Origin of the sequence: Methylomagnum ishizawai, from assembly GCF_019670005.1 — a bacterium.
Classification (GTDB): Bacteria; Pseudomonadota; Gammaproteobacteria; order Methylococcales; family Methylococcaceae; genus Methylomagnum; species Methylomagnum ishizawai.
In genome coordinates, this window is record NZ_AP019783.1 from 1,550,707 (window position 1) to 1,573,106 (window position 22,400).

At 62.6% G+C, this 22,400-nt stretch carries 24 protein-coding genes; 2 read left to right on the forward strand and 22 right to left on the reverse strand.

Features of this window, described 5'->3' with window-relative positions; translation table 11 throughout:
• The first annotated feature begins 130 nt into the window (after positions 1-130).
• A complete protein-coding gene (locus K5658_RS07195; RefSeq protein ID WP_221066268.1) occupies positions 131-1,510 on the forward strand; it encodes a sigma-54 interaction domain-containing protein in 1,380 nt (459 codons plus the stop codon).
• An 18-nt stretch (positions 1,511-1,528) separates the two neighbouring features.
• On the opposite strand, the gene K5658_RS07200 is transcribed toward K5658_RS07195, so the two are convergent.
• The 22 genes from K5658_RS07200 to K5658_RS07305 all read right to left on the reverse strand — a co-directional run bounded on the left by K5658_RS07200 (position 1,529) and on the right by K5658_RS07305 (position 21,442).
• Positions 1,529-3,004, reverse strand: a complete 1,476-nt coding sequence (locus tag K5658_RS07200) for a glycosyltransferase family 32 protein (protein ID WP_221066269.1) — start codon at positions 3,002-3,004, stop codon at positions 1,529-1,531.
• A 498-nt stretch (positions 3,005-3,502) separates the two neighbouring features.
• Complete coding sequence (locus tag K5658_RS07205) at positions 3,503-4,144, reverse strand: HNH endonuclease (protein ID WP_221066270.1); 642 nt, start codon at positions 4,142-4,144, stop codon at positions 3,503-3,505.
• A 73-nt stretch (positions 4,145-4,217) separates the two neighbouring features.
• Entirely contained in the window at positions 4,218-5,351 is a 1,134-nt protein-coding gene (locus K5658_RS07210) for an ABC transporter permease (RefSeq protein WP_221066271.1), read from the reverse strand.
• A gap of 104 nt (positions 5,352-5,455) precedes the next feature.
• Complete coding sequence (locus K5658_RS07215) at positions 5,456-6,316, reverse strand: NAD(P)-dependent oxidoreductase (RefSeq protein ID WP_221066272.1); 861 nt, start codon at positions 6,314-6,316, stop codon at positions 5,456-5,458.
• Between the two features lie 3 nt (positions 6,317-6,319).
• Positions 6,320-6,736, reverse strand: a complete 417-nt coding sequence (locus K5658_RS07220) for a hypothetical protein (RefSeq protein WP_246628588.1) — start codon at positions 6,734-6,736, stop codon at positions 6,320-6,322.
• A gap of 142 nt (positions 6,737-6,878) precedes the next feature.
• The gene (gene cysG, locus K5658_RS07225; RefSeq protein WP_221066273.1) at positions 6,879-8,306 is read right to left on the reverse strand and encodes a siroheme synthase CysG; all 1,428 of its coding nucleotides are present in this window, start codon (positions 8,304-8,306) and stop codon (positions 6,879-6,881) included.
• A gap of 55 nt (positions 8,307-8,361) precedes the next feature.
• Complete coding sequence (locus tag K5658_RS07230) at positions 8,362-8,769, reverse strand: hypothetical protein (RefSeq protein ID WP_221066274.1); 408 nt, start codon at positions 8,767-8,769, stop codon at positions 8,362-8,364.
• Between the two features lie 24 nt (positions 8,770-8,793).
• On the reverse strand, positions 8,794-9,258 hold the full coding sequence (gene msrB / locus K5658_RS07235) for a peptide-methionine (R)-S-oxide reductase MsrB (protein WP_221066275.1): 465 nt from the start codon (positions 9,256-9,258) through the stop codon (positions 8,794-8,796).
• A 197-nt stretch (positions 9,259-9,455) separates the two neighbouring features.
• Positions 9,456-10,034: a hypothetical protein gene (locus K5658_RS07240; RefSeq protein ID WP_221066276.1), complete on the reverse strand. Its 579-nt coding sequence runs from the start codon at positions 10,032-10,034 to the stop codon at positions 9,456-9,458.
• A gap of 57 nt (positions 10,035-10,091) precedes the next feature.
• The gene (locus tag K5658_RS07245) at positions 10,092-10,499 is read right to left on the reverse strand and encodes a ClpXP protease specificity-enhancing factor (RefSeq protein ID WP_221066277.1); all 408 of its coding nucleotides are present in this window, start codon (positions 10,497-10,499) and stop codon (positions 10,092-10,094) included.
• The gene (locus K5658_RS07250; protein ID WP_246628589.1) at positions 10,499-11,146 is read right to left on the reverse strand and encodes a glutathione S-transferase N-terminal domain-containing protein; all 648 of its coding nucleotides are present in this window, start codon (positions 11,144-11,146) and stop codon (positions 10,499-10,501) included. Before K5658_RS07250 ends, K5658_RS07245 begins: the two co-directional genes overlap by 1 nt.
• Before the next feature lie 135 nt (positions 11,147-11,281).
• Complete coding sequence (locus K5658_RS07255) at positions 11,282-12,007, reverse strand: cytochrome c1 (RefSeq protein WP_221066278.1); 726 nt, start codon at positions 12,005-12,007, stop codon at positions 11,282-11,284.
• Positions 12,004-13,395 (reverse strand): cytochrome b, encoded by a 1,392-nt coding sequence (locus K5658_RS07260; RefSeq protein WP_221066279.1) that lies wholly within the window; start codon positions 13,393-13,395, stop codon positions 12,004-12,006. The genes K5658_RS07255 and K5658_RS07260 overlap by 4 nt, the downstream gene beginning before the upstream one ends.
• Positions 13,396-13,398: 3 nt before the next feature.
• Entirely contained in the window at positions 13,399-13,983 is a 585-nt protein-coding gene (petA, locus tag K5658_RS07265; protein ID WP_221066280.1) for a ubiquinol-cytochrome c reductase iron-sulfur subunit, read from the reverse strand.
• Between the two features lie 396 nt (positions 13,984-14,379).
• Positions 14,380-15,468, reverse strand: a complete 1,089-nt coding sequence (hisC, locus tag K5658_RS07270; protein ID WP_221066281.1) for a histidinol-phosphate transaminase — start codon at positions 15,466-15,468, stop codon at positions 14,380-14,382.
• Entirely contained in the window at positions 15,465-16,781 is a 1,317-nt protein-coding gene (hisD, locus tag K5658_RS07275) for a histidinol dehydrogenase (protein ID WP_221066282.1), read from the reverse strand. Before hisD ends, hisC begins: the two co-directional genes overlap by 4 nt.
• A 4-nt stretch (positions 16,782-16,785) precedes the next feature.
• Positions 16,786-17,421 (reverse strand): ATP phosphoribosyltransferase, encoded by a 636-nt coding sequence (hisG, locus tag K5658_RS07280; RefSeq protein ID WP_221066283.1) that lies wholly within the window; start codon positions 17,419-17,421, stop codon positions 16,786-16,788.
• A 10-nt stretch (positions 17,422-17,431) separates the two neighbouring features.
• Complete coding sequence (gene murA, locus K5658_RS07285) at positions 17,432-18,697, reverse strand: UDP-N-acetylglucosamine 1-carboxyvinyltransferase (protein WP_221066284.1); 1,266 nt, start codon at positions 18,695-18,697, stop codon at positions 17,432-17,434.
• A gap of 23 nt (positions 18,698-18,720) precedes the next feature.
• The gene (locus K5658_RS07290; RefSeq protein WP_221066285.1) at positions 18,721-19,050 is read right to left on the reverse strand and encodes an STAS domain-containing protein; all 330 of its coding nucleotides are present in this window, start codon (positions 19,048-19,050) and stop codon (positions 18,721-18,723) included.
• Positions 19,047-19,811, reverse strand: coding sequence for an outer membrane lipid asymmetry maintenance protein MlaD (gene mlaD, locus K5658_RS24160; RefSeq protein ID WP_221066286.1), 765 nt, complete (start codon positions 19,809-19,811; stop codon positions 19,047-19,049). Before mlaD ends, K5658_RS07290 begins: the two co-directional genes overlap by 4 nt.
• Before the next feature lie 2 nt (positions 19,812-19,813).
• Positions 19,814-20,596 carry a lipid asymmetry maintenance ABC transporter permease subunit MlaE gene (gene mlaE / locus K5658_RS07300; RefSeq protein ID WP_221066287.1) on the reverse strand — a complete coding sequence of 261 codons (783 nt, stop codon included), beginning with the start codon at positions 20,594-20,596 and terminating at the stop codon, positions 19,814-19,816.
• Between the two features lie 24 nt (positions 20,597-20,620).
• Positions 20,621-21,442 (reverse strand): ABC transporter ATP-binding protein, encoded by an 822-nt coding sequence (locus K5658_RS07305; RefSeq protein ID WP_221066288.1) that lies wholly within the window; start codon positions 21,440-21,442, stop codon positions 20,621-20,623.
• A 236-nt stretch (positions 21,443-21,678) separates the two neighbouring features.
• On the opposite strand from K5658_RS07305, the gene mtgA reads away from it, so the two are divergent.
• Positions 21,679-22,398: a monofunctional biosynthetic peptidoglycan transglycosylase gene (gene mtgA / locus K5658_RS07310; RefSeq protein WP_221066289.1), complete on the forward strand. Its 720-nt coding sequence runs from the start codon at positions 21,679-21,681 to the stop codon at positions 22,396-22,398.
• Positions 22,399-22,400 lie beyond the last annotated feature (2 nt).

The following is a 22,400-nucleotide window of genomic DNA, read 5'->3' on the forward strand; positions in this document are numbered from 1 at the left end:
CCGGGCTGGAAAATTCGCCGCGAACCGGGTGGCGGGCCGATACCGGGGGATTCCCGGCCCGGTAGCGCGGTTGCAACGCGATTTAAACGCCCCTATGTTGCACCGAACCCTTTGACCCCGGAATCCCACCGTGAATACCTTTGCGCCCACTTTCAAACCCTGGATCGCCGCCGTTGGTGCCGAACACGCCCTGGCCAGCTTGGCGGAGCTATTGGATGGTGCCGCCGTGTACGCCATCGACGCCCAGGGCCGCGTATTGTATTGGAGCCAGGCCGCCGAGCGCCTGCTGGGTTTCGCCGCCGCCGAAGCCTTGGGCCGGCCGGTCGAAACCGTGCTGCGTTGCCAGTCCTGCGACGGCCCCGGCGTTTTGATCGAGCGCGGTCGATTGGACCACGAACCGACCTCGGTGCAAAAGGCCGATGGCGGGCCGATCCGGGTCCGGCGCTCGGCGCGGGCGTTCTTCGATGTCCAGGGCGGGTTCGCCGGGGCCATCGGGGTGTTGTGGCCGGAACCGCAGGAGCCGGACGACGGCGAGGGTTTCGGCGGGCGGGAGGCGGTGGAGACCTTCCACGGACTCGTCACCCGCGACCCGACCATGAAGCAAGCCCTGCAAATCATCCGCAACGTGGCCCAGACCGACGCCTCGGTCTTGATCCGGGGCGAATCCGGCACCGGCAAGGAATTGGCCGCCCGCGCCCTGCACGAGGAAAGCCGCCGTCGGGGCCGTCCGTTCCTCGCCATCAATTGCGCGGCGCTGAGCCCCGCCCTGCTGGAAAGCGAATTGTTCGGCCATGTGCGCGGTGCCTTCACCGGGGCGCTCAAGGACCACGCCGGGCTGTTCAAACGCGCCGACCGCGGCACCTTGTTCCTGGACGAGGTGGCGGAATTGCCCTTGGAGTTGCAGGCCAAGCTGTTGCGGGCTTTACAGGACAAGACCTTCCTGCCGGTGGGCGCGGACCGGCCGGTGACGGTCGATGTCCGTATCGTCGCCGCCACCCACCGTTCCTTGCGCGAAGAATCCAAGGCCGGGCGGTTCCGCGAAGACCTGATGTACCGGCTGCGGGTGGTGCCGGTGTTCCTGCCGCCGTTGCGGACCCGGCGCGAGGATATCCCGTTGCTATTGCGGCATTTCATCGACCGCCACAACCTCAGGGGCCAGCGCCGCATCCTGTCCATCGAGCCGGAGGCGATGCGGGCGCTGTTGGATTACCGCTGGCCGGGCAATATCCGCGAATTGCAGAACGTGGTCGAGTACGCCTTCGCGGTGGGGCGGGGCGATAGCCTGGGCTGCGGCGATTTGCCGCCGGAATTCGGCGAGGCGGCGGGCGAATCGGTGCCGTCGGTGGCGCGGTCGTGGTCGCCACGGCCGGTGTTCGGGGCGGGCTTGGACGAGGCGGCACGGTTGCGGGCGGCGCTGGAACATTCCGGGGGCAAGATCGAGGACGCCGCCGCCTTGTTGGGGATGAGCCGGGCGACGTTTTGGCGCAAGCGGAAGAAGTGTGGGGTGTGAGCGAGTTGTGCTTGCTTGTTATTCTGGCCAAGGATAAGAGTATTTCTTGCAAAAATAGTTTAAGGCATCCAAAGTTTCTGGTGCCAGCAAGGCCAATATATTTTTGGTGAATTCTGGCTTATCGATGCCGGATGCCTGGGGGCCGGAATATTCTGTCGCCTGGCTCCCCAAAGGCGTTATAAATTCCAGTGGCTGTAATTTCGCGCTCAGCATCCTGAATAAAGCCGTGCCGTCTTCGATCTTCAGGGTTTTGACCGCAGGGATTTTATCCTCGATCAATCTATTCCATAGTAAATAAATTTGCGCCGCCCTTTCCCATTCGTTGTGGCAAGCTTCGATATCCACACCGAAATATTTTTCGATTACCCGCCTCCGCTGGATATAGGAGGCATTTTGCCTGTTATCGGCTTCGTTTTCGAGGATCAGGCTAGGTATGTTCTGGAAGGGATTTCTAATCAGCCGCGCCACCATGTCGGCCACATAATAACGCCGGGACGGGTCCAGGCCGGTATTCCAGACAAACCCCACCCCAGGTTTCAGCAGCCGGGTAGCCCGTGGTTCCACGCAATTTTCATCGATATTGAAAACCGTATCCACCAAGGAAGAGGAGAGGATGCCATGATGGCCTATGGTGGTTTCTTGGGGAATGTCGAAGCCCAAGCTCCGGGCATATCGCGATAAATGCCGCATTCCCGTGCGGGGGGCGGCCAATATCAGCAAGGGGCAATAGCTCCAATCCTCGGAATCCAGGATACTGGTGGCGAAGATGGATTTTGTTTTTTGCTGTTTGCTCCAATGCTTGTCGGCTTGCCGGTATTTCAAGCCGGGAACACTGCGGAAATTGTTTTGCCAGATCAAGTGATGCCAGCTGCTTTGTTGGATCGCCTGGGATTCGATAGTGGTTTGATGCAGGATCGGTGCAATAAATTTATTGAAAACCGGCGTTCCCGCTAAATCATAAAGATTCGAGGAATGTCTGGTCCTGATATTTTCCAACGCATCCTGCAATATGCTCGAAAGCCAGGGGTTTCCCGGTTTGGCCCAGATGAGTCCATTAATCAGCCGCGGCTTGTCCGGTGTATTGCTTTTGCTTACCAGAAACAGATTTTTCGACAGATCGACCCAGGTTTCAATTGGGCGCAGGCATTGCAGGTTGATATTGACGAACATCCCGCCATGCGTGACCAAGGCGGCCAACCGTAGCAGATCGGCCTTGGCCACCGGGTTTTCAAGGTCATTCAATGCCGCTCGGACCGCCTCGTTTTGGTGGAAACCGGCTAGGTATTCTTCCAAATTTTCATTGGTTATCAGATGGTGGGTCCAGCCAGGATTATTATCGATCCAGGATTGCTTGGGGGCGGTCAACTCATCGGGAAGGCGGGAATCTTCAGTGTCGCTCAGCCAAATTTGAAAAATGATCCTGGGTCCATCGTTGGTGATATTTTGATGGGGTTCGGTATTCGCTGTTTTTTCGGGTATTATTGTGGTGTTCATGTGTGGGGTGGATTTGTGGGTTAAAGCAAGATATAACCCAGGGTATTGGCGATTTCTTCAGTCGGCTGGATGAAGTGGAGATGATCGCTAAAAGTATATTTATGGTCGGCTTTGAAGAGGGGTTTAGCCATGGTGGTGTGTTCCTTCCACGTTGGCCTGTAGCCCGGATGGAACGTAGCGGAATCCGGGGGATGCGGAGCGCGGATTATCCCGGATTCCGTTGCGCTTCATCCGGGCTACGCTTGCTTATATCGCGCCAGTTTGATAACCCGACAAATTCTTTGAAGTCTTGGCTCCACATCTGGGTTCAGCCTTTGGTAGTGTTGGCGTAGGATTTCGATGGCGTCCAATCTTTCCGCGACGGTGCGGGAGCGCCAAAATCCGTGGTCCGGGGGGTTGGTTTTTCAGCGGGACTATTTTGAGGGTTTTTTCCATTGATGGTCGTCTGTGGTTTGTGTTGGGGATTGTCTTCGCAGAATCATGAGTGCATTACCTAGCTTATGGTTTTGCCATCCTACGAGCTTTTTGAGTTTTTATTACAGCCTTTAGTTCGTCGATTGAAATAGGATTTTTAGAGCGATGAAGGATTGCATGGCAGTTGGGGCAAACCGGGATCAAGTCAATTTCTGGATTGACTTTGTAGGTTTCATTTATTGTGTGTAGGGGTTTGATATGGTGTACATGAATAAATCCTATTCCTAGTTCCCCATATATTTCTTCAAAATGCATGTTGCAAATTTTGCAGTTAACTCCATGTGCTTCGATAGCTTTGTTTCTCGCGTTTTTATCTCTCTCGTACGCATTAACTGTGATGCGCTTCTTGGCTCCTTCAAAGTAGTCTTCTGATTCAGATATTTCTTCTGGATAGGAAAATTCAGATTGTTCGCTGGAAAGAAATCGTAAATAGGCTCTTAAGGCAGTTCCACAATTGTTTTTGTAGCGCTCAGCTAAGCAGGAAATTGCAAAAAAATCATACAATATGCTGTTGATTTTATCGACTGATCTTGCGGTAGAGCCATTGATGTCTATTTTTAGATAAAAAGAAATTGCATTTAAATATCTGCCATAGCTATATGCGCTGCTCTTCTTGAGGCCTTCTGTTACAAGAAACTCCATGTACTCGAATTCATTTTCAACCATTTTTATGTCTCATTGATTTCTAATTGCTATTTAATCTGTAGAGCCGATTTTATATTTTTCATAGATTGCCATCTTATAAACTCAACTTCAAAGCCGTAATCACCAAAGTCAAAACCGCATCCGCCACCACGATATACACAATCCCCGTCACCACCGCCGAAGTCGTCGCCAAGCCCACTTCGGTGGAATTCCGCCCGCACTGCAAACCCCGCATACACCCCGCGATTCCCACCAACAACCCGAACACCACCGATTTCGAGATACCCGTCATGAAATCCCAGATTACCAGCCGGTTCTCGATCTGGTTCAGGAATTCCGCATAGGACACATCGAACAGCGCGGACGCCACCACCGCCCCGCCCAATATCCCCATGAAATCCGAATACAGGCACAACAGCGGCAAAGCCAGCATCAAGGCCAACAGCCGTGGCAGCACCAGGAATTCCATGGGCGGAAACCCCGTGGTCGTGAGCGCGTCGATTTCGTCGTTGGCCTGCATCGAGCCGAGTTGCGCCGCGTAGGCCGCCCCGGTGCGCCCGGCCATGATGATCGCGGTCATCATCGCGCCCATCTCGCGGGCCATGCCCAGCCCCACCAGATCGGCGATGAAGACCTGCGCCCCGAACATCCGCAATTGGATCGCCCCCACGAAGGCCAGGATCATCCCCACCAGGAAGCTGATGAGGCTGACGATGGGCACGGCGCGGGGTCCGCATTCCACCAGCAAATCCACCAAGTCCACGCCCCGGAACCGCGCCTTGCCCCGCAGCCCCCGGCCCACCGCCAGCGTGGCCTGTCCCAGGAAATCCAACAGCCCCAGGGTTTCGGCGTAAGCCTCCAACACCGCCCGGCCCAGCCCGGCCAGGAAGCCGGTGACGGGGGGCGGGCGTTGGGTGTCCTGGCGTTCGGGCACGGCGCGGGCCAGTGCCAACATGCCGCGCACGCCCGGCGGCAGCCCTTCCCAGCGGGTTTCGATGCCATGCGCCGCGCAGGCGTCGAGGATTTTGATGAGGAAGGCGAGCAGGAGGCTGTCCCAGTCGGTCAGGGCTTGGCAGTCGAAGCCCAGGGCGCGGGGCGGGGCGGTGGAGAGGCGGTCCAGCACGGGGCCGGGCGGGGGCAATTCGGCCCCCACGGTCCAGCCGCCGCCTAGCCGGAGTTCCAGGCCGTCGGCGGTGTCGATGAGTGCCAGCGTGGGAGGTTGGGCCATGGTCGTCGGAGGTTGGGAAGGGGGACCGCGGGTTCCCAAGCTCTGGTTGGGAACCCGGCCCGCGAGCCTGGCTTGCCGCGGGGCGGGAAGCGGGCGGTAGGGGATTAGCGGGCTGGTCGCTTCAGACGGTATAGCGCGGAAATATCCTCCTCGCCGTGGCCCGCCGCCATCAGCCGCTCGTAATCCTGGCGGGTCGCCGTGCTGAGCGGAAGCGCCGTGCCCAAGTCTTCCGCCATGGCCTCGCAGATTTTCAAATCCTTGTGGTGCAGGGCCAGCTTGAAACCGGGCCGGAACACATCCTGGGTCAGGGTCGGGCCGCGCTTTTCCAGGAACCAATTGCCCGCCGCCCCGCCCGACACCACCTCGATCAATTTGCCCATATCGAGGCCCAGCCGTTCGCCGAAGGCCAGGGCTTCGGTCACGGCTTGGTTGATGCCGGCGCACATGACTTGGTTCACGGCCTTGGTGGCTTGGCCCATGCCGGTGTCGCCCATGTGGACGACGCGGTTGCCCATCGCCGCGAGCAAGGGACGGGCGCGTTCCAGGGTGTCCGCCGCGCCCCCGACCATGATCGCCAGGGTCGCGTTGCGGGCGCCTTCGACCCCGCCGGTCACGGGGGCGTCGAGGAAATCCGCGCCGCGTTCCCGCACCCGCCGGGCCGCTTCCCGCGCCGTGGCGCTGCCGACCGTGGAAAGATCGATCACCAGCGTTCCGGGACGGAGGCCCGGCAGGAGGGCGTCGATCATCGCCAGCACATCGGCGTCGGCGGAGACGCAGATCAGCACGGCATCGACCGTTGCCGCCAATTGGGCGGGCGAGGCGGCGCAGGCGACGCCGAGTTCCCCGGCCAAGGCCTGGGCGGTGGCTTGGGTGCGGTTCCACACCGCGCCGAGCCAGCCCTGTTGCGCCAAATTGCGCGCCATGTGGGCACCCATGGCCCCCAGTCCGATGAAACCCGCCCGCATGGCTTATTGCCCCGGTTGGGCGCAGGTGTCGGAGGCGGCGTTGCCCATCATCACGATATCGATGGGGATTTCCTTCTTGTCGAGGAAATGGACCGCCTCGGCCTTGCTCAGGCGCTTGGAGATGGCTTTGGCCATGCATTCGCAGGTCTGGCCGAGTTGCTGGTCGCTCTTGACCGGGCTGTCGGGGTTGCCTTGTTGGCCTTTCACGCAGAGCTCGACGTATTTCTTCTCGAACCTTTGGTGTTCGGATTCGCTGACCGTGGCGGGGGTGGCGGCGGATTGGGCCGCCGTGGCCTTGGGGCTGGCCGGGGGTTGCGGCTGGTCGCCGCCGCCGCAGCCGGCGAGGGCGAGGCCCAGGAGGCCGGTCAGGAGGGTGGCGATCAATGGGGAGGTGGCGGGTTTGGCCCCTTGTTCTTTCATATGGTGCGCTCCATGTGGTTGGCGTGAAGAGGATTCGGCGATTCCCCCGGACGCCCGGTGCATTTTCGGTTCGGGTTTATGCCCACCCTACGAATAACGTGGAAATGCCCTGGACGGGACCGGGAACAACAACCGGGCGGGATTATATCGCCTGGGGCGGGTGGTTTCCGGTGTCCGCGCCCTGGAACCAGGCCAGCTTGCCGTGCAGTCCGACCACGCCGCCGACGATGACCAAGGTGGGGGCGCTGACCCCGGCGTCCGCCACCAAACCGGGCAGGTTGTCCACGGTGCCGGTGATGACGCGCTGATGGCGGGTGGTGCCTTGCTGGACCAGGGCGGCGGGGGTGTCGGGGGCGCAGCCGTGTCCGATCAGGGCGGCGCGGATCTGCGGCAAGCCTTGCAGGCCCATGTAGATCACCAAGGTCTGGCCGGGCCGGGCCAGCCGTTCCCAATCCAGTTCGCCGATGCCGCCTTGCTTGAGGTGCCCGGTCACGAAGGTGACGGCCTGGGCATGGTCGCGGTGGGTCAGCGGTATCCCGGCATAGGCCGCGCAACCGGAGGCGGCGGTGATGCCCGGTATCACCTGGAACGGGATGCCTTCCTCCATCAGGGTCTCGATCTCCTCGCCGCCGCGCCCGAAGATGAAGGGATCGCCGCCCTTGAGCCGCACCACGCGGCGGCCTTGCTTCGCCAGGCGGGCGAGGAGGGCGTTGATTTGGTCCTGGGGCAGGGTATGGCGGCTGCTTTCCTTGCCCGCGTAGATTTTCTCGGCGTCGTTGCGGACCAGGGCCATGACCTCGGGCGAAACTAGCCGGTCGTAGACCACCACGTCGGCTTCCTGCATGGCCCTGAGCGCCCCCAGCGTGAGCAAATCGGGATCGCCCGGCCCCGCGCCCACCAGCGAGACGAAACCGCCGCCCGTGTCGGCGTGGCCCAGCCGCTCGGTTTCCAGCAGGTTTCCCAGATGCCGCTCCGCTTCGGCTTCGCGCCCGGCGAACATCAAATCCGCCACCACGCCGCCCAAGGCCCGTTCCCAGAAGTGGCGGCGGCGGTGGGGTTCGTGGACGGCTTGCTTGACGCCCTGGCGGAATTTTTCGGCCAGATCGGCCAAGCGGCCATAGGCCGGGGGCAGGGCGCTTTCCAGCTTGGCGCGGATGAGGCGGGCCAGCACCGGCGAGGCCCCGCCGGTCGAAACGGCGATGACCACGGGCGAGCGGTCCACGATGGCCGGGAAGATGAAGGAGCAGAGTTCCGGGCAATCGACCACGTTGACCGGGAGGTTGCGCCGGGTCGCGGCGGCGTGGACCTGTTCGTTCACTTCGCGGTGGTCGGTGGCGGAGATGACCAGTTGGAAACCGGCCAGGTCGGCGGGCTCGAAAACCTTGGCGAGATGGGCGATCCGCCTGTCCGCCGCCAGGGGCGCGAGCGCCGCTCCCAGCGCGGGCGCGAGGACCGTGACCGCGCCCCCGGCTTTGAGCAGGGTCGCGACCTTGCGGGCGGCCACTTCGCCACCGCCGACGACCAGGCATTGCTGCCCGGCGAGTTTCAGGAATATCGGTAGGAAATTCATCGGGCTGGATAAAAAAGGGTGGATTCGGGGGTTATAGCGATGGGTCGGACTTTGGCTAATAAGCCCACCACGGCCCCGGTCCCCACATGCCCCAATTCAGCGCGGCATCTTCGTTCATTTGCGCCGCCACGCGCTGGTCCTCGGCGATCGCCTTGGCCAGGGCCAGTTGTTGATAGGTTTGGTAGGCCGGTTCGTCGCCCCAGTACACGCAATGGCAGCGGGTGGCGTCGGCATAGACATAATAGGTTTTGCCCTCCTGCGGGTGGGGTACCAGCTTGAATTGGGTGAGTTCCTCGACATGGGCGAGTTTTTCCGGGGTATCGGCCAGTTTGACATGGAAACCGGCGGCGGCCAGCAACTGTTCGGTCTCGCGGGCTTGGTTCACCGCCATGATGCTGCAAGCGGCCAGCGGGATTCCCAGGGCCAGGATCGCCAAGCGGGGGGGAGGTTTGATCGCGCTCACGGGGATAATCGCCTGCGGCACGGTTTAGCGGTCGTTGTCGAACAGGGCCAGATAGCTTCCATAACCCTCGGCTTCCAGGTCTTCCTTGGGGATGAAGCGTAGGGAAGCGGAATTCATGCAATAGCGCTTGCCGGTGGGCTGGGGGCCGTCGTCGAACACATGGCCCAGGTGGGAATCGCCGTGCTTGCTGCGGACCTCGACCCGCACCATGAAATGCGAGCGGTCTTCGCGGTGGGCGAGGTTGCCGGGTTCCAAGGGCCGGGTGAAGCTCGGCCAGCCGGTGCCGGAATCGAATTTGTCGGCGGAGCTGAACAAGGGTTCGCCGGACACCACATCGACGTAAATCCCGGCCCGGTGGTTGTCCCAATAGGCGTTGTGGAACGGGCGTTCGGTGCCTTCGTGCTGGGTGACGTGGAATTGCTCCTCGCTCAAATGGCATTGCAATTGTTCGGCGCTGGGTTTCTTGAACTGGGTGGGGTCCCATGACATGGCGGTATTCCTCGGGGGGTGGTGAGTTGGATTCGACCCACGGGTCGGGGTTCGGTTTCTTGGTATGGAGTCCAAAGCTTGCTTGCTTTGGATTTTTTCCGGTCACCGGCCAAAGCGGGCTTTGGACTGCGGGCGGATAAAAATAAGGGGACCGAGCGTCCCCTTTGCATGATCCGGCGGGTCGGCGCGATGCCGGTTTATTTGGACTTGGCCCAGCGGTAATCCGGGCCGGCCAGCGTCCGGGCCAGCGTGTCCAGGGCCAGCGCGAAGGCGCTATAGGCCATGGCGGCCCCGAGATAAGCCGGATAATCCCGCAGCACGCCCAGGCTGTACGCGGCCCAATCGGCTCCTTCCAAGCGCCCGGACAGCAGGAAGAAACTGCCGTTGGAAATCACGAAGGCCACGGTCGCGGCGACCGGCAGGGCCAGCGCGATCCGGCCCCAGGGCAGGGCGTCGCCGACATGGGCGCGCCCGGACCAGCGGCCCGCCCACCATAGTGCGGCGTAGGTGGGCACCAGGAAGCCATAGGCCGGGGTCACGCAATAATCGCTGACGCCCAGGTGGGCGATGGCGGCATAGTCGATGGCGCAGGCGGCGAGGAAGAATCCGGCGAAGGCCAGGAGACCGCCGCCATACCAGCCCAGGAGGAAAAAGACCGCCAGCGAGGCGTCGGGCAGGCTGAACGCCGTGCCTTCGTGGTGGAACCGGGTCGCCGCCATCAGCAGCGCCAAAGCGGCCATGATCCAGCGTGTACGGTGGGAATCGGTTGCGCCCATGGTTGTTCTCCTTGGAAAGATGGGTGGGGTGCGGTGGATTCTAACGCGGACGCCCGCTTATTTGACGACCTTGAGCGCCGGCCTTTTCTTGGCGGGTCCGGGATCGGCCGGGGCGCTCTCGGCGGGCGGCGGGGTATGGTCGTCCCCGTTGCCGTCCTCGTCCTCGTCGAAGATCATGCCCTTGCCGTTCTCCTGGGCGTAGATCGCCAGGACGGCGCGGGTCGGTACATCGACCTGCATGGGTTTCCCGCCGAAGCGGGCGTTGAACACGATGTTCTGGTTGCCCAGCGCCAGGCCGTGGACCGCCTGCGGACGCAGGTTCAACACGATCCGGCCATCCTGCACGTATTGCCGGGGCACGACCACGTCCTCGGCCTCGGCGTTGACCAGCAGGTAGGGCGTGAAATTGTTGTCGACGATCCAGTCGTAGATGGCGCGGATCAAATAAGGCTTGAGTGAAATCATCAGGCGGAAGCTTCGGCGAGGGTGGGATATTCCCGTTCGCGGGCGCTCAGGCTGGCTTTGAAGGCCGGGCGCCGGAACAGGCGGTTGGCGTAGGAGCGGATGGGTTCGGCCTGGGTGGGCAGGTCGATGCCCAAGGCGCCCAGCCGCCACAACAAGGGGGCGAGGGCGCAGTCCACCAGGGAGAAATCATCGCTCAGGAAATAGGGTTTGGCATCGAACACGGGGCTGGCGCCGATCAATTCTTTTTGGAGTTGCTTGGCGGCCTTGGATTTTTTCCTGGGGTCGGGCGACTGGTCGATCTGGTCGAGGTAGCCGAACCAGTCCTGGTCGATGCGCCGCACCGTCATCCGCGCCCTGGCCCGCGCGACCGGGTCCATCGCTTGCAAAGGCGGATGGGGGAAACGCTCGTCCAGGTATTCCATGATGATGCGGGAATCCGACAGCACCAAATCCCGGTCCACCAGGGTGGGCGTGTTGCCCAGGGGGTTGGCTTCGAGCAGGTCGCGGGGGGTGGCGTCGCCCTGGAGGTATTCGATATCCGCCGCGATGGCCTTCTCGGACAACACGAAGCGCACGCCGTGGCCGTAGGCGCAACGGGGGGAGCAGTACAAGGTCATGGGGGATTTGCGGCTGGGGGAGGTCGTCACCCGAAGCACCTCGCGGGGAATCCAAAGTTCCAAGCCGGGGGCCCCGCCATGGCGGAATCCCCCGGAGAATCCGGGGGATGCGCTCGGGATGGGCGTCAGTATCCGCCTTGGGTTTCGGATTCTACCACGAAGCCCTTAGTGGACATCCTTCCAATACTCCTTTTTCAGCTTATACAGGATGAAGGTCAGGAACAGCAGGAAGGCGATGACATATTTGCCCAGCGGCAGGCGTTCCAGCTTGGCGGGTTCCGACACATAGGCCAGGAAATTGGTGAGGTCGGTGGCGACCTTGTTGAATTCCTTGGCCGAGAGCTTGCCGTCGTCGCCGCGTTTGACATCGACCACGGTGTCCTGGCCGTGGCTGTTGACGATCACCGGGGTTTGGGTGCCTTGCAATTCCCATAGCACGTTGGGCATGGCCACGTTTTCGGCGACGACGTTGTTGACGCCGAACGGGCGTTTGGGATCGATATAGAAGCCTTTCAGGTAGCTATACACCCAGTCCGCGCCCCGCGCCCGCACGATCAGCGACAAATCCGGCGGTACCACGCCGAAGGCCATTTCGGCATCGGACGGGGCCATGGCGGTTTTGGCGTAATCGTGGATTTTGGTGTCGCCGAACATGATTTCCCGTTGCATCGTATCCGGGTCGAGTTTCAGGTCCTTGGCGATGCGGGAATAGCGGATTTGCTTGATGCCATGGCAGCCCAGGCAATATTGGCTGAAATAGCCCGCGCCCCGGCGTACCGATTCCAGGTCGAAAATATCCACATCGGCTTTTTTCAAGGGTTTGCCGGCTTCGGCGGAAGCGATGCCGACACAGGAGAAAGCCAATAGCAAGATGGCGAGCGCCTTGTTCATTGTTTTTTGCTTCCCAGGGTGATGAGGCTATCGATGAACCCGCACAAACGGCTTTGGGCTTTTTTCAATTTCTCGCAACCGTCCAGCTTGTGGCCGATTTCTGCCAAGGCTTGTTCCAGGAAGCGCCAGAGGACGCCTTCGCGCTTCGCGAGCGGGATGACCGGCTCGGTCAGGCGTTCCGGGACCGGCTTGTTCTTCTCGATGCAGGAAATCACCGGCAGCAACAACAGGAAACCGAAATACACGGCGGAGAACACCCGCGCCAGCAAGGTCGCGACCGGCGTCACCGGCTTGGTGCCGAGGACGCCCAGCACGAAGAAGCTCAGCACGAAGGCGGCTAACCCCCATTTGAAGGCGTCGCCCCGGTAGCGGATCGACTTGACCGGGTTGCGGTCCAGCCAGGGCAGGAAGAACAGCAGCAGGATGGCCGCGCCCATGGCGATCACGCCGAACAGTTTGTCCGGCACGGCGCGGAGGATCGAATAGAACGGGGTGAAATACCACACCGGCTGGATATGCTCCGGCGTCTTCATGGGGTCGGCGGGATCGAAATTCGGATGTTCGAGGAACATGCCGCCCATTTCCGGCGTGTAGAACACGATGAAGGCGAAAATGGTCAGGAACACGCCCACCACATATAAATCCTTCACGGTGTAGTAGGGATGGAAGGGGATACCATCGACCGGGATGCCCTGGGCGTTCTTGTGCTTCTTGATCTCGATGCCGTCCGGGTTGTTGGAGCCATTGGTGCGCAGGGCCGCGAGATGCAGCACCACCAAGCCTAGGATCGCCAAGGGCAGGGCCACCACATGGAAGGCGAAGAAGCGGTTCAAGGTGGCGTCGGCGATGACGTAATCGCCGCGGATCCAGGTGGTCAGGTCTTCGCCGATCACGGGGATGGCCCCGAACAGCGAGATGATGACCTGCGCCCCCCAGTACGACATCTGGCCCCAGGGCAGCAGATAACCGGTGAAGGCTTCCGCCGCCAGCAGCACGAAGATCACCATGCCGAACAGCCAGAGGAGTTCGCGCGGCTTCTTGAACGAGCCATAGAACAGCCCGCGGAACATGTGGAGGTAGATCACCACGAAGAACAGCGAAGCCCCGGTCGAGTGCAGGTAGCGCAACAGCCAGCCCCATTGCACGTCGCGCATGATGTATTCCACCGAATCGAAAGCCAGGGTGGCATCGGGCTTATAGTTCATGGCCAGGAAAATGCCGGTCAGGATTTGATTGACCAATACCAAACCCGCCAAGGAGCCGAAGAAATACAGGAAATTGAAATTCTTGGGCGCGTAATACTTGGTTAGTTGATCCTCCAGGAATTTGCTGACGGGCAGGCGGTCGTCCACCCACTGCACGAGTTCTTTTTGTTTTTCATTGGCCATCGCTTATTCCCCCTCTCCCACCATGATACGGTTATCCGCGAGATAGCGATAAGGGGGTATCGCCAGGTTGGTCGGTGCCGGCACCCCCTTGTAGACCCGTCCCGCCAGATCGAAGCTCGAACCATGGCAGGGACAGAAGAAGCCGCCCTTCCAATCCGGGCCGAGGTCCGCCGGGGCGATTTCGGGCCGGTACAGCGGCGAGCAGCCGAGATGGGTGCAAACCCCGATGGCGACGAAGATGTCCGGCTTGATGGCGCGGAATTCGTTGTGGCTGGATTCGGGTTGCTCGGATTCGTCGGATCGGGGATCGCGCAGCTTGTTGGTCAACTCGGACAGCCCGGCCAAGGCTTCGGGCGTCCTACGCAGGAGCCAAACGGGCTTGCCCCGCCATAGCACGACAATCCGCTGGCCTGGCTCGATCTTGCTGATATCGACTTCCACCGGGGCGCCCAGGGCTTCGGCCTTGGCGCTGGGTTTCATGGAGGAAATAAAGGGTACCGACAAGAAACCCGCGCCGACGGCACCGACCACCGTGGCTGCCTGGGTTAGGAATCGGCGCTTTTCGGTATCCACGCCTTCGCTAGTCATGCAATATCTCCATGTTTTGGGCTTTTATTGGATCGAACGGGTGTTTGCGGATGGGGCTTTTCGAGCGTTCGCATTCTTGTTGTTTAACACTGAGTTTCGCGGGCGTGGATTTTGTGTGAGAACGCCCAATCGGTCAAGACAAAGACAACACTTGTAGGTTTATCGACAAGATAAACGCCTATTCCCGCCGGAACGGGAAAGGGTCGGGGAGGGCGGCTTTGCGCTCCGGTGGTGGCCCGTCGCTCTTGGCCGGCGAACGGTCGGGCGCGGCGTCGCGCCCAGGCTGGATGCGGAACCGCCGGGGCAGTTCGCGGGGCCGGGACAACCCTGCGTTGGGTGCCGGTATTATCCTGTGCCGTGTGGGAAAAACCTATAGGAAGAAGTCTTGGGAAGGGCCTATCCCAACAACGCCCGCAACACCTCGACGAAGCGTTGGTTCTCCTCCGGCGTCCCCACCGTCACCCGCAGGCATTGGGCCAGCGGCCCGCCGGCGGGATGCAGGTTCTTCACCAATATCCCCGCCGCCTTGAGTGCCTGGAAAACCTGTGGGGCGTTGTGCTTGAGCAACTTGAACAGGATGAAATTGGCCCGGCTGTCGTAGACCCGGACCCCATCCAACTGGGCCAGGGCTTCGGCCAACCAAGCCCGGTCGCGCAGTAGGCAACGCACTTGCCCGTCCAAGACCGGGAGTTTTTCCAGGGCGAACTCGGCGCTGATGCGGGTCAGCACGTTGATGTTGTAGGGCAGGCGGATTTTGTCGAATTGCTCGATCCAGGCCTTGGCCCCGGCCAGGAAACCCAGCCGCAACCCGGCCAAGCCCAGCTTGGACAGGGTCCGCATCACCACGAGGTTGTCGAAGTCCAACACCCTGGGCATGAAGCTGGCGTCGGCATAGGGCGCATAGGCTTCGTCCACCACCACCAAACCCGGTGCCGCCGCCAGTATCCGCTCGATGGCTTCCGGCTCGAACAGGTTGCCGGTCGGGTTGTTGGGATAGGCCAGGAACACCACGGCGGGTCGGTGCGTCGCAATCGCCGCCAGCATGGCGTCGCCATCCAGTCCGAAATCGTCTTCCCGCAAGGGTACGCCGACGAAGCGCAACCCCAGGCTGACCGCGATTTGCCGGTACATCACGAAGGTGGGTTCCGGGGCCAGGATGGCGACTTCCGGCCCGGCCACCGCCATCAGGATGATCTGGATGATTTCGTCCGAGCCATTGCCCAGCAGCAATTCCGCGCCCGCCGGGACACCGTTGGCGAGGCACAAGCCCGCTTTCAGGTCGGCGCAGGCGGGGTCGGGATAGCGGTTGGGTTCCGCGCCGCGCAGCCGTTCCAGCCATTCGGCGACCATGTCTTCCGGCCAAGCGTAGGGGTTTTCCATGGCGTCCAACTTGATATAGCCCTGGGCGTCCGGGACGTGATAGGCCGAGAGTGCCAAGACTTCCGGCCTGAGCAGTTTCCCGACCTTGTCATCCAGCCCGCTCATGGCGCGGACTCCACGATGCGGTATTCCGCCGAGCGGGCGTGGGCGGTCAAGCCTTCGCCGCGGGCCAGGACCGAGGCGGTGCGGGCCAGGCTGTCCGAGCCTTGCGGCGAACAGAAGATCACGCTGGACCGCTTCTGGAAATCGTACACGCCCAGGGGCGAGGAGAAGCGGGCCGTGCCCGAGGTCGGCAAAACGTGGTTCGGTCCCGCGCAATAGTCGCCCAGGGCCTCGGCGGTGTGGCGGCCCATGAAGATGGCCCCGGCGTTGCGGATTTTGCCCAGGAGCGCGTCCGGGTCCGCCACCGAGAGTTCCAAATGTTCCGGGGCGATGCGGTTGGCGACGGCGGCGGCTTGATCCAAATCCTCCACCAGGATCAACGCGCCCCGGTTCGACAGCGAGGTTTTGACCACCCCGGCCCGTTCCAGGGTCGGCAGCAGGCCGCGGATGCTGGCTTCCACCGCGTCGAGGTGGGCGGCGTCGGTGGCGATGAGGATGGCCTGGGCGTCCTCGTCATGTTCGGCCTGGGAGAACAGGTCCATCGCCAGCCAATCGGGATCGGTGCCGCCGTCGCTGATGACCAGGATTTCCGAAGGCCCGGCGATCATGTCGATGCCGACCTGGCCGAACACCAGCTTCTTGGCGGTGGCGACGTAGATATTGCCGGGACCGACGATCTTGTCCACGCGGGGCAGGGTGGCGGTGCCATAGGCTAGGGCGGCGACGGCTTGCGCTCCGCCGACCCGGAATACCCGGTCCACGCCCGCGATATGCGCCGCCGCCAGCACCAGCGGATTGGTCTCGCCGCCGGGGGTCGGCACCACCATCACCAGTTCCGGCACGCCCGCGACCTTGGCCGGGATCGCGTTCATCAGCACCGAGGAGGGATAGGCCGCCTTGCCGCCGGGGACGTAGAGCCCGACCCGGTCCAGCGGCGTGACCTGTTGGCCCAGGCGGGTGCCGTCGGCTTCGGTGTAGCTCCAGGATGCCATTTTCTGGTGTTCGGCATAGGCCCGGATGCGCTGGGCGGCGGTTTCCAAGGCGGCGGCGACTTCCGGGGCCAGGCCATCCCAGGCGGCTTGCAAGGCCGATTGCGGCAATTCCAAGGCGGCGGCGCCCGCGGGTTCGTGGCGGTCGAAGCGGCGGGTGTATTCCAACAGGGCCGCGTCGCCATCGCGCCGGACATGGGCGATGATCTCGGCCACCTGTTCATGGATATCGGCATCGGAGGCCGGATCGAAGGCCAGCACGGCTTCGAGTTGGCGGTCGAAATCCGGCTGGCGGGCGTCGAGGCGGGTGATGGAGAAATCGGCCATGGGTTCACTCCGGGGATTGGGCGAGGGCTTGGCGCAGTTCGGCGATGAAGCCGGTGACTTCGGCGTGTTTCATCTTCATCGCGGCCTTGTTGAGGATTAGGCGGCTGCTGATTTCCATGATGAGTTCCTTGGGTTCCAGGCCGTTGGCCTTCAAGGTGTTGCCGGTGTCCACCACGTCCACGATGCAATCGGCGAGGCCGACCAAGGGGGCCAGTTCCATCGAGCCATACAGCTTGATGATATCGGCTTGGATGCCCCGGCCGGCGAAATAGCGGTGGGCGGCGTTCACGTATTTGGTGGCGACCCGCAGACGGCCACCGCGCAGCGCGGGCTCGCCCGGTTTCCCGGCGGTCATCAACCGGCAACGGGCGATGCCCAGGTCCAGCGGTTCGTACAAGCCGCTGGAATCGTATTCCACCAGCACGTCCTTGCCGGCCACGCCCAGGTCGGCGGCACCGTATTCGACATAGGTCGGCACGTCGGTGGCGCGGATGATGAGCAATTGCAAGCCTTCCCGATTGGTCGGGATGATGAGCTTGCGGCTCTTGCCGGGATCGACGGTCGGTTGGATGCCGATGCGGTCCAGCAGGGCCACGGCTTCGTCGTAGATGCGGCCTTTCGATAGCGCGAGGGTGAGCATGGCGGCGACCTCAGTGCGGGACGCGGCGGATTTCCGCGCCCAGGGCCGACAGCTTTTCCTCGATGCACTCGTAGCCGCGGTCGATGTGGTAGATGCGGTCCACCACGGTCTGGCCTTCCGCCACGAGGCCCGCCAACACCAGGCTGGCCGAGGCGCGGAGGTCGGTCGCCATGACCGGCGCGGCGTTGAGTCCCGGACGCCCGCGGATGATGGCGGTATTGGATTCGACCGTGATATCCGCGCCCATGCGTTGCATCTCGTGGACGTGCATGAAGCGGTTCTCGAACACCGTTTCGGTGATGACCCCGACCCCGTCCGCCACCGTGTTCATGGCGGTGAACTGGGCCTGCATATCGGTGGGGAAGGCGGGATAGGGCGCGGTGCGGAGCGAGACCGCGTGCGGGCGTTGGCCCTGCATATCGAGTTCGATGGTGTTCTCGGTACAGGTCAGCTTGGCCCCGGCTTCGCCCAGCTTGAGCAGGACCGAATCCAGCAAATCGGGCCGGGTGTCTTTGAGCTTGACCTTGCCGCCGGTCATGGCGGCGGCGACCAGATAGGTGCCGGTTTCGATGCGGTCGGGCAGGATGCGGTAGCGCAAGCCCGCGCCCGACAGGGATTGGACGCCTTCGATTTCCAGGATGTCGGTGCCCGCGCCGTGGATTTTGGCCCCCATGGCGTTGAGGAAATTGGCGAGGTCCACCACTTCCGGCTCGCGGGCGGCGTTCTCGATGATGGTGGTGCCTTCGGCCAGCGCCGCCGCCATCACCAGGTTCTCAGTGCCGGTGACGGTGACTTGTTCCAGCACCAGGCGGCAGCCTTTCAGGCGGTCGGCCTTGGCGTGGATATAGCCGTTCCTGACGCTGATGTCCGCGCCCATGGCGGCGAGTCCCTGCAAATGCAGGTTCACCGGGCGGCTCCCGATGGCGCAACCACCGGGCAGCGAGACCTCGGCTTGCCCGAAGCGGGCCAGCAAGGGACCCAGCACCAGGATCGAGGCGCGCATGGTCTTGACCAGTTCGTAGGGCGCGAAGAAATTTTCCATCTGCGAGGTGTCGGCCTCGATGTTCATCTTTTCGTCCACCATCAGCCGGACGCCCATGCGGCCCAGCAGTTCCATGGTGGTGGTGATATCGTGCAGGTGGGGGACGTTGCCCACGGTGACCGGACCTTCGGATAACAGCGTCGCCGCCAGGATGGGCAGCGCGGCGTTCTTGGCCCCGGAAATGCGGAGTTCGCCGGAAAGGGGTTTGCCGCCGGTGATGATGAGTTTGTCCATGCGCTATCTCTTGGAAGTGCGGATTAATCGGTGATGGGGTCCGGGGAGAGGCATTCGGCCAAGCCGCTCACCCGCGCCATGGCCTGGAGGTGTTCGGGGGGATGGGCGTAGCGTAGGCGGATGTCGGCTTCCTGGGCGAGGCGCAGCCATTCGATCAGCAAGGCCATCCCGGCGCTATCGGCGCGTTCTACGCCCGCGAGATCGAAACATAGCGCGGTCCCGCCATCCTTGAACAGCCCGGCGGTTTGTTTGAGGGCCTGGGGGGCGGTGGCGAAGGTCAAGGCCCCGCGGCAGGCGTGGCCCCCGGTGGTTTGGGCGAGCTCGAACGAACCCGGTTGCTCCGTGCGGCTCATGGGTTGGTGCCTTTGCCTGCGGCTTTGCCGGGGTGGCTTTCGGTCTTGGGATCGGTCTTCTTGCCTTCGGCCTTGCCGGAATCCCCCTTGGCCGGGTGGGCCGGTGCGGTGTTATGGTGTTTGGCGGGGGCGGCGCTGGTGCTTTCAACGGGGCCGGGCGCATCCTCCGCTGCGGGGGCCGCGCCGGTGTCCGCCCCAGGCTCGGTGTTCACGGCGGGGGCCGGCGGGCTGGCGGGGGGGGTGGAACCGGAGTCCGCCGATTCGTCGTCGGAGCCGCCGCCGTTATTGTTGCCCGAGCCGCTTTCGGCCTTGTTGAACAGGAACCGGCTGATGACCTGTTCCAGGATGATGGCCGACTGGGTCAGTTCCAGTTCGTCGCCGTCCTTGAGGGTGTCGTCGAAGCCGCCGGGCGAGAGCCCGATGTATTGTTCGCCCAAGAGGCCCGCCGTCAGGATGCTGGCGCTGGTGTCCACCGGCAGGGTGTTGAATTGCGGCTCGATCCGCATCTCGACGATGGCCTCGAAGGTCTTGTTGTCGAAGCCGATATGGCTGACCCGGCCGATCTTGACCCCGGCCACCGAGACCGGCGCCCGCACCTTGAGGCTGCCGATGTTCTCGAACCGCGCCGTGATCTTGTAGCTGGCCTCGTTGGTGTGGAGTTCCGCGAGGTTGCTGACCTGCATCGCCACGAAGAACAGCGCGACCAAGCCCATCGCGACGAATAAACCCACCCAGGTTTCGATTGCTTTGCTAGCCTGCATTATTAGGCGTCTCCAAACATCAAGGCCGTCAACACGAAATCCGATCCCAGCACCGCGAAGGCCGAGTACACCACCGAGCGGGTCGTCGCCCGGCTGATGCCTTCCGCCGTGGGCACGGAATCATAACCCTCGAACACGGCGATCCAGGTCACGATCACCCCGAACACGGTGCTTTTGATGAGTCCGTTCAGGACATCGTCGTAAAAATCGATCTTGCTCTGCATCTGCGACCAGAACGCGCCCTCGTCCACGCCCAAGAGTCCCACGCCCACGAAATAGCCGCCCATCACACCGATGGCGGTGAAGATCGCCGCCAGCAAGGGCATGGACAGCAGCCCGGCGAAGAAGCGGGGCGCGACGATGCGGCGGATGGGATCGACCGCCATCATTTCCATGCCGGACAATTGCTCGGTGGCTTTCATCAGGCCGATTTCGGCGGCGAGGGCGGAACCGGCCCGGCCCGAGTACAGGAGGGCGGCGACCACCGGCCCGAGTTCCCGCACCAGGGAGGCGGCGACCATGACCCCGAGGGTTTGCTCCGCGCCGAAATCCGACAGCACATAGAAGCCCTGCAAGCCCAGCACCATGCCGACGAACAGCCCGGAAACGCCGATCAGCAGGATGCTCAGCACGCCGACCGAATACATCTGCGCGGCCAGGAGCCGCGGCCGCCACAGGGTCTCCGGGAAGCCGCCCAGGACCTGGGCGATGAACAGGTGCGCCCGCCCCAGTTTGCGGAGGGCGCTCAGCGTGACGTGGCCGAGGTGCTGCAAGAAACCTAGCATGATGGGACTCGGGGTGGCTGGGGTTCAGTCGCGGGCGGCGAACAAATCATCGAGATAGGCGGGGGCCGGATAATGGAAGGGCACGGGGCCGTCGGCCAGGCCGTGGATGAATTGTCCGACCCAGGGCGAAACGGATTCCTCGATCTGGTCGGGCGTGCCCTGGCCCACCAGCTTGCCCTCGGAAATCAGGAACACCTGGTCGGCGATGCCGATGGTTTCCTCGACATCGTGCGAGACCACGATGCTGGTGAGTCCCAATTCCCGGTTGAGGTCGTGGATCAGCTTGACCAGCACGCCCATGGAGATAGGGTCTTGGCCGGTGAAAGGTTCGTCGTACAAGATCATCATGGGGTCGAGGGCGATGGCCCGCGCCAAGGCCACCCGCCGTGCCATGCCGCCCGAAAGCTGCGCCGGCATCAAATCCCGCGCCCCGCGCAATCCCACCGCCTGCAATTTCATCAGGACCAGGGTGCGGATCATGGATTCCGGGAGCCGGGTATGCTCGCGCAGGGGGAAGGCGACGTTCTCGTAGACGCTGAGGTCGGTGAGCAGCGCCCCGCTCTGGAACAACATGCCCATGCGCTTGCGGAGTTCGTAGAGCGCCGAGCGCCCGAGTTGATGGACATCCTGGCCGTCCACATAGACCTTGCCGCCGTCGGGCCGGAGCTGGCCGCCGATCAGCTTGAGCAGGGTGGTTTTGCCGGTGCCGCTCGGTCCCATGATGGCGGTGATCTTGCCGCGTGGGATATCGAGGCTGACGCCATCGAAGATTTTCCGGTCGCCGCGGCTGAAGACCAGATCGCGTATGGAGATTAAGGTGCCGCTGTCCGACGGGTCGCCGCTCATGTGTCGATGGGGAGCCAAGCTGGGCGTATCGCAAAGGGGCGTATTCTGGCGACCCCCGCCGGTTCAGTCAACTCGCTTGGTTTTTCGCTATGATGGCGGCTGGCGTGCGCGGGCTTCCGGGCCGGCGCACGACCGGAATCAGCGTGTTTTTGGAGTCCAAGGCTGGCTTTGGCGGGGCTGGGGCATCCAAGGCAGGCTTTGGACCCCCATGCTTTTCCATCGTTGAATCGCCATCCATGTTCCGGCGCAAGCCATCCACTCCCGCCGTGTCCTGGCCAGGCCGCTGTTTCCGCTGGTTGCGCGGCCTGGTGCTGGGCTTCGTCTTGCTCACGGTGGCGTCGGTCGCCCTGCTGCGCTGGCTGCCACCGCCGATCACCAGCTTCATGTTGATCGCGCAAGCCGAGGCTATCGCTGCCCGGCGCACGGATTTCCGCCTGAATTACCACTGGGTCGATTGGGACGGAATCTCCACATCCGCCAAGGACGCCGTGATCGCCGCCGAGGACCAAGGGTTCTTCGAGCATGGCGGCTTCGATTTCCAGGCCATCGAGCAGGCGTGGCGGCACAACCAAGCCGGGAAGCGCCTGCGCGGCGGCAGCACCTTGTCCCAGCAGACCGCCAAGAACCTGTTCCTGTATTCGGGGCGCAGTTATTTCCGCAAGGGATTGGAAGCCTATTTCACCGTGCTGATCGAAGCCTGTTGGCCCAAGGAGCGCATCCTGGAGGTTTATCTCAATATCGCCCAGTTCGGCGACGGCATCTACGGCGTGGCGGAGGCGGCGCGGATTTATTTCGGCAAGACCGCCGCCCACTTGGATGAAAAAGAGGCGGCGCTGTTGGCCGCCGTGCTGCCCAACCCCATCGTGCTGAAGGCCGGAAAACCCTCGGCTTATGTGGGACGCCGCCAGCAATGGATTGTGCGGCAGATGCGGCAACTGGGCGATTTGGGTGTGTAGTG

Bases quoted from the DNA above. Each gene is read 5' to 3' on its own strand.
- K5658_RS07200 (WP_221066269.1), bottom strand. From the start codon at position 3,004: ATGAACACCACAATAATACCCGAAAAAACAGCGAATACCGAACCCCAT.
- K5658_RS07205 (WP_221066270.1), bottom strand. From the start codon at position 4,144: ATGGTTGAAAATGAATTCGAGTACATGGAGTTTCTTGTAACAGAAGGC.
- K5658_RS07210 (WP_221066271.1), bottom strand. From the start codon at position 5,351: ATGGCCCAACCTCCCACGCTGGCACTCATCGACACCGCCGACGGCCTG.
- K5658_RS07215 (WP_221066272.1), bottom strand. From the start codon at position 6,316: ATGCGGGCGGGTTTCATCGGACTGGGGGCCATGGGTGCCCACATGGCG.
- K5658_RS07220 (WP_246628588.1), bottom strand. From the start codon at position 6,736: ATGAAAGAACAAGGGGCCAAACCCGCCACCTCCCCATTGATCGCCACC.
- cysG (WP_221066273.1), bottom strand. From the start codon at position 8,306: ATGAATTTCCTACCGATATTCCTGAAACTCGCCGGGCAGCAATGCCTG.
- msrB (WP_221066275.1), bottom strand. From the start codon at position 9,258: ATGTCATGGGACCCCACCCAGTTCAAGAAACCCAGCGCCGAACAATTG.
- K5658_RS07240 (WP_221066276.1), bottom strand. From the start codon at position 10,034: ATGGGCGCAACCGATTCCCACCGTACACGCTGGATCATGGCCGCTTTG.
- K5658_RS07245 (WP_221066277.1), bottom strand. From the start codon at position 10,499: ATGATTTCACTCAAGCCTTATTTGATCCGCGCCATCTACGACTGGATC.
- K5658_RS07255 (WP_221066278.1), bottom strand. From the start codon at position 12,007: ATGAACAAGGCGCTCGCCATCTTGCTATTGGCTTTCTCCTGTGTCGGC.
- K5658_RS07260 (WP_221066279.1), bottom strand. From the start codon at position 13,395: ATGGCCAATGAAAAACAAAAAGAACTCGTGCAGTGGGTGGACGACCGC.
- petA (WP_221066280.1), bottom strand. From the start codon at position 13,983: ATGACTAGCGAAGGCGTGGATACCGAAAAGCGCCGATTCCTAACCCAG.
- hisC (WP_221066281.1), bottom strand. From the start codon at position 15,468: ATGAGCGGGCTGGATGACAAGGTCGGGAAACTGCTCAGGCCGGAAGTC.
- hisD (WP_221066282.1), bottom strand. From the start codon at position 16,781: ATGGCCGATTTCTCCATCACCCGCCTCGACGCCCGCCAGCCGGATTTC.
- hisG (WP_221066283.1), bottom strand. From the start codon at position 17,421: ATGCTCACCCTCGCGCTATCGAAAGGCCGCATCTACGACGAAGCCGTG.
- murA (WP_221066284.1), bottom strand. From the start codon at position 18,697: ATGGACAAACTCATCATCACCGGCGGCAAACCCCTTTCCGGCGAACTC.
- K5658_RS07290 (WP_221066285.1), bottom strand. From the start codon at position 19,050: ATGAGCCGCACGGAGCAACCGGGTTCGTTCGAGCTCGCCCAAACCACC.
- mlaD (WP_221066286.1), bottom strand. From the start codon at position 19,811: ATGCAGGCTAGCAAAGCAATCGAAACCTGGGTGGGTTTATTCGTCGCG.
- mlaE (WP_221066287.1), bottom strand. From the start codon at position 20,596: ATGCTAGGTTTCTTGCAGCACCTCGGCCACGTCACGCTGAGCGCCCTC.
- K5658_RS07305 (WP_221066288.1), bottom strand. From the start codon at position 21,442: ATGAGCGGCGACCCGTCGGACAGCGGCACCTTAATCTCCATACGCGAT.
- mtgA (WP_221066289.1), top strand. From the start codon at position 21,679: ATGTTCCGGCGCAAGCCATCCACTCCCGCCGTGTCCTGGCCAGGCCGC.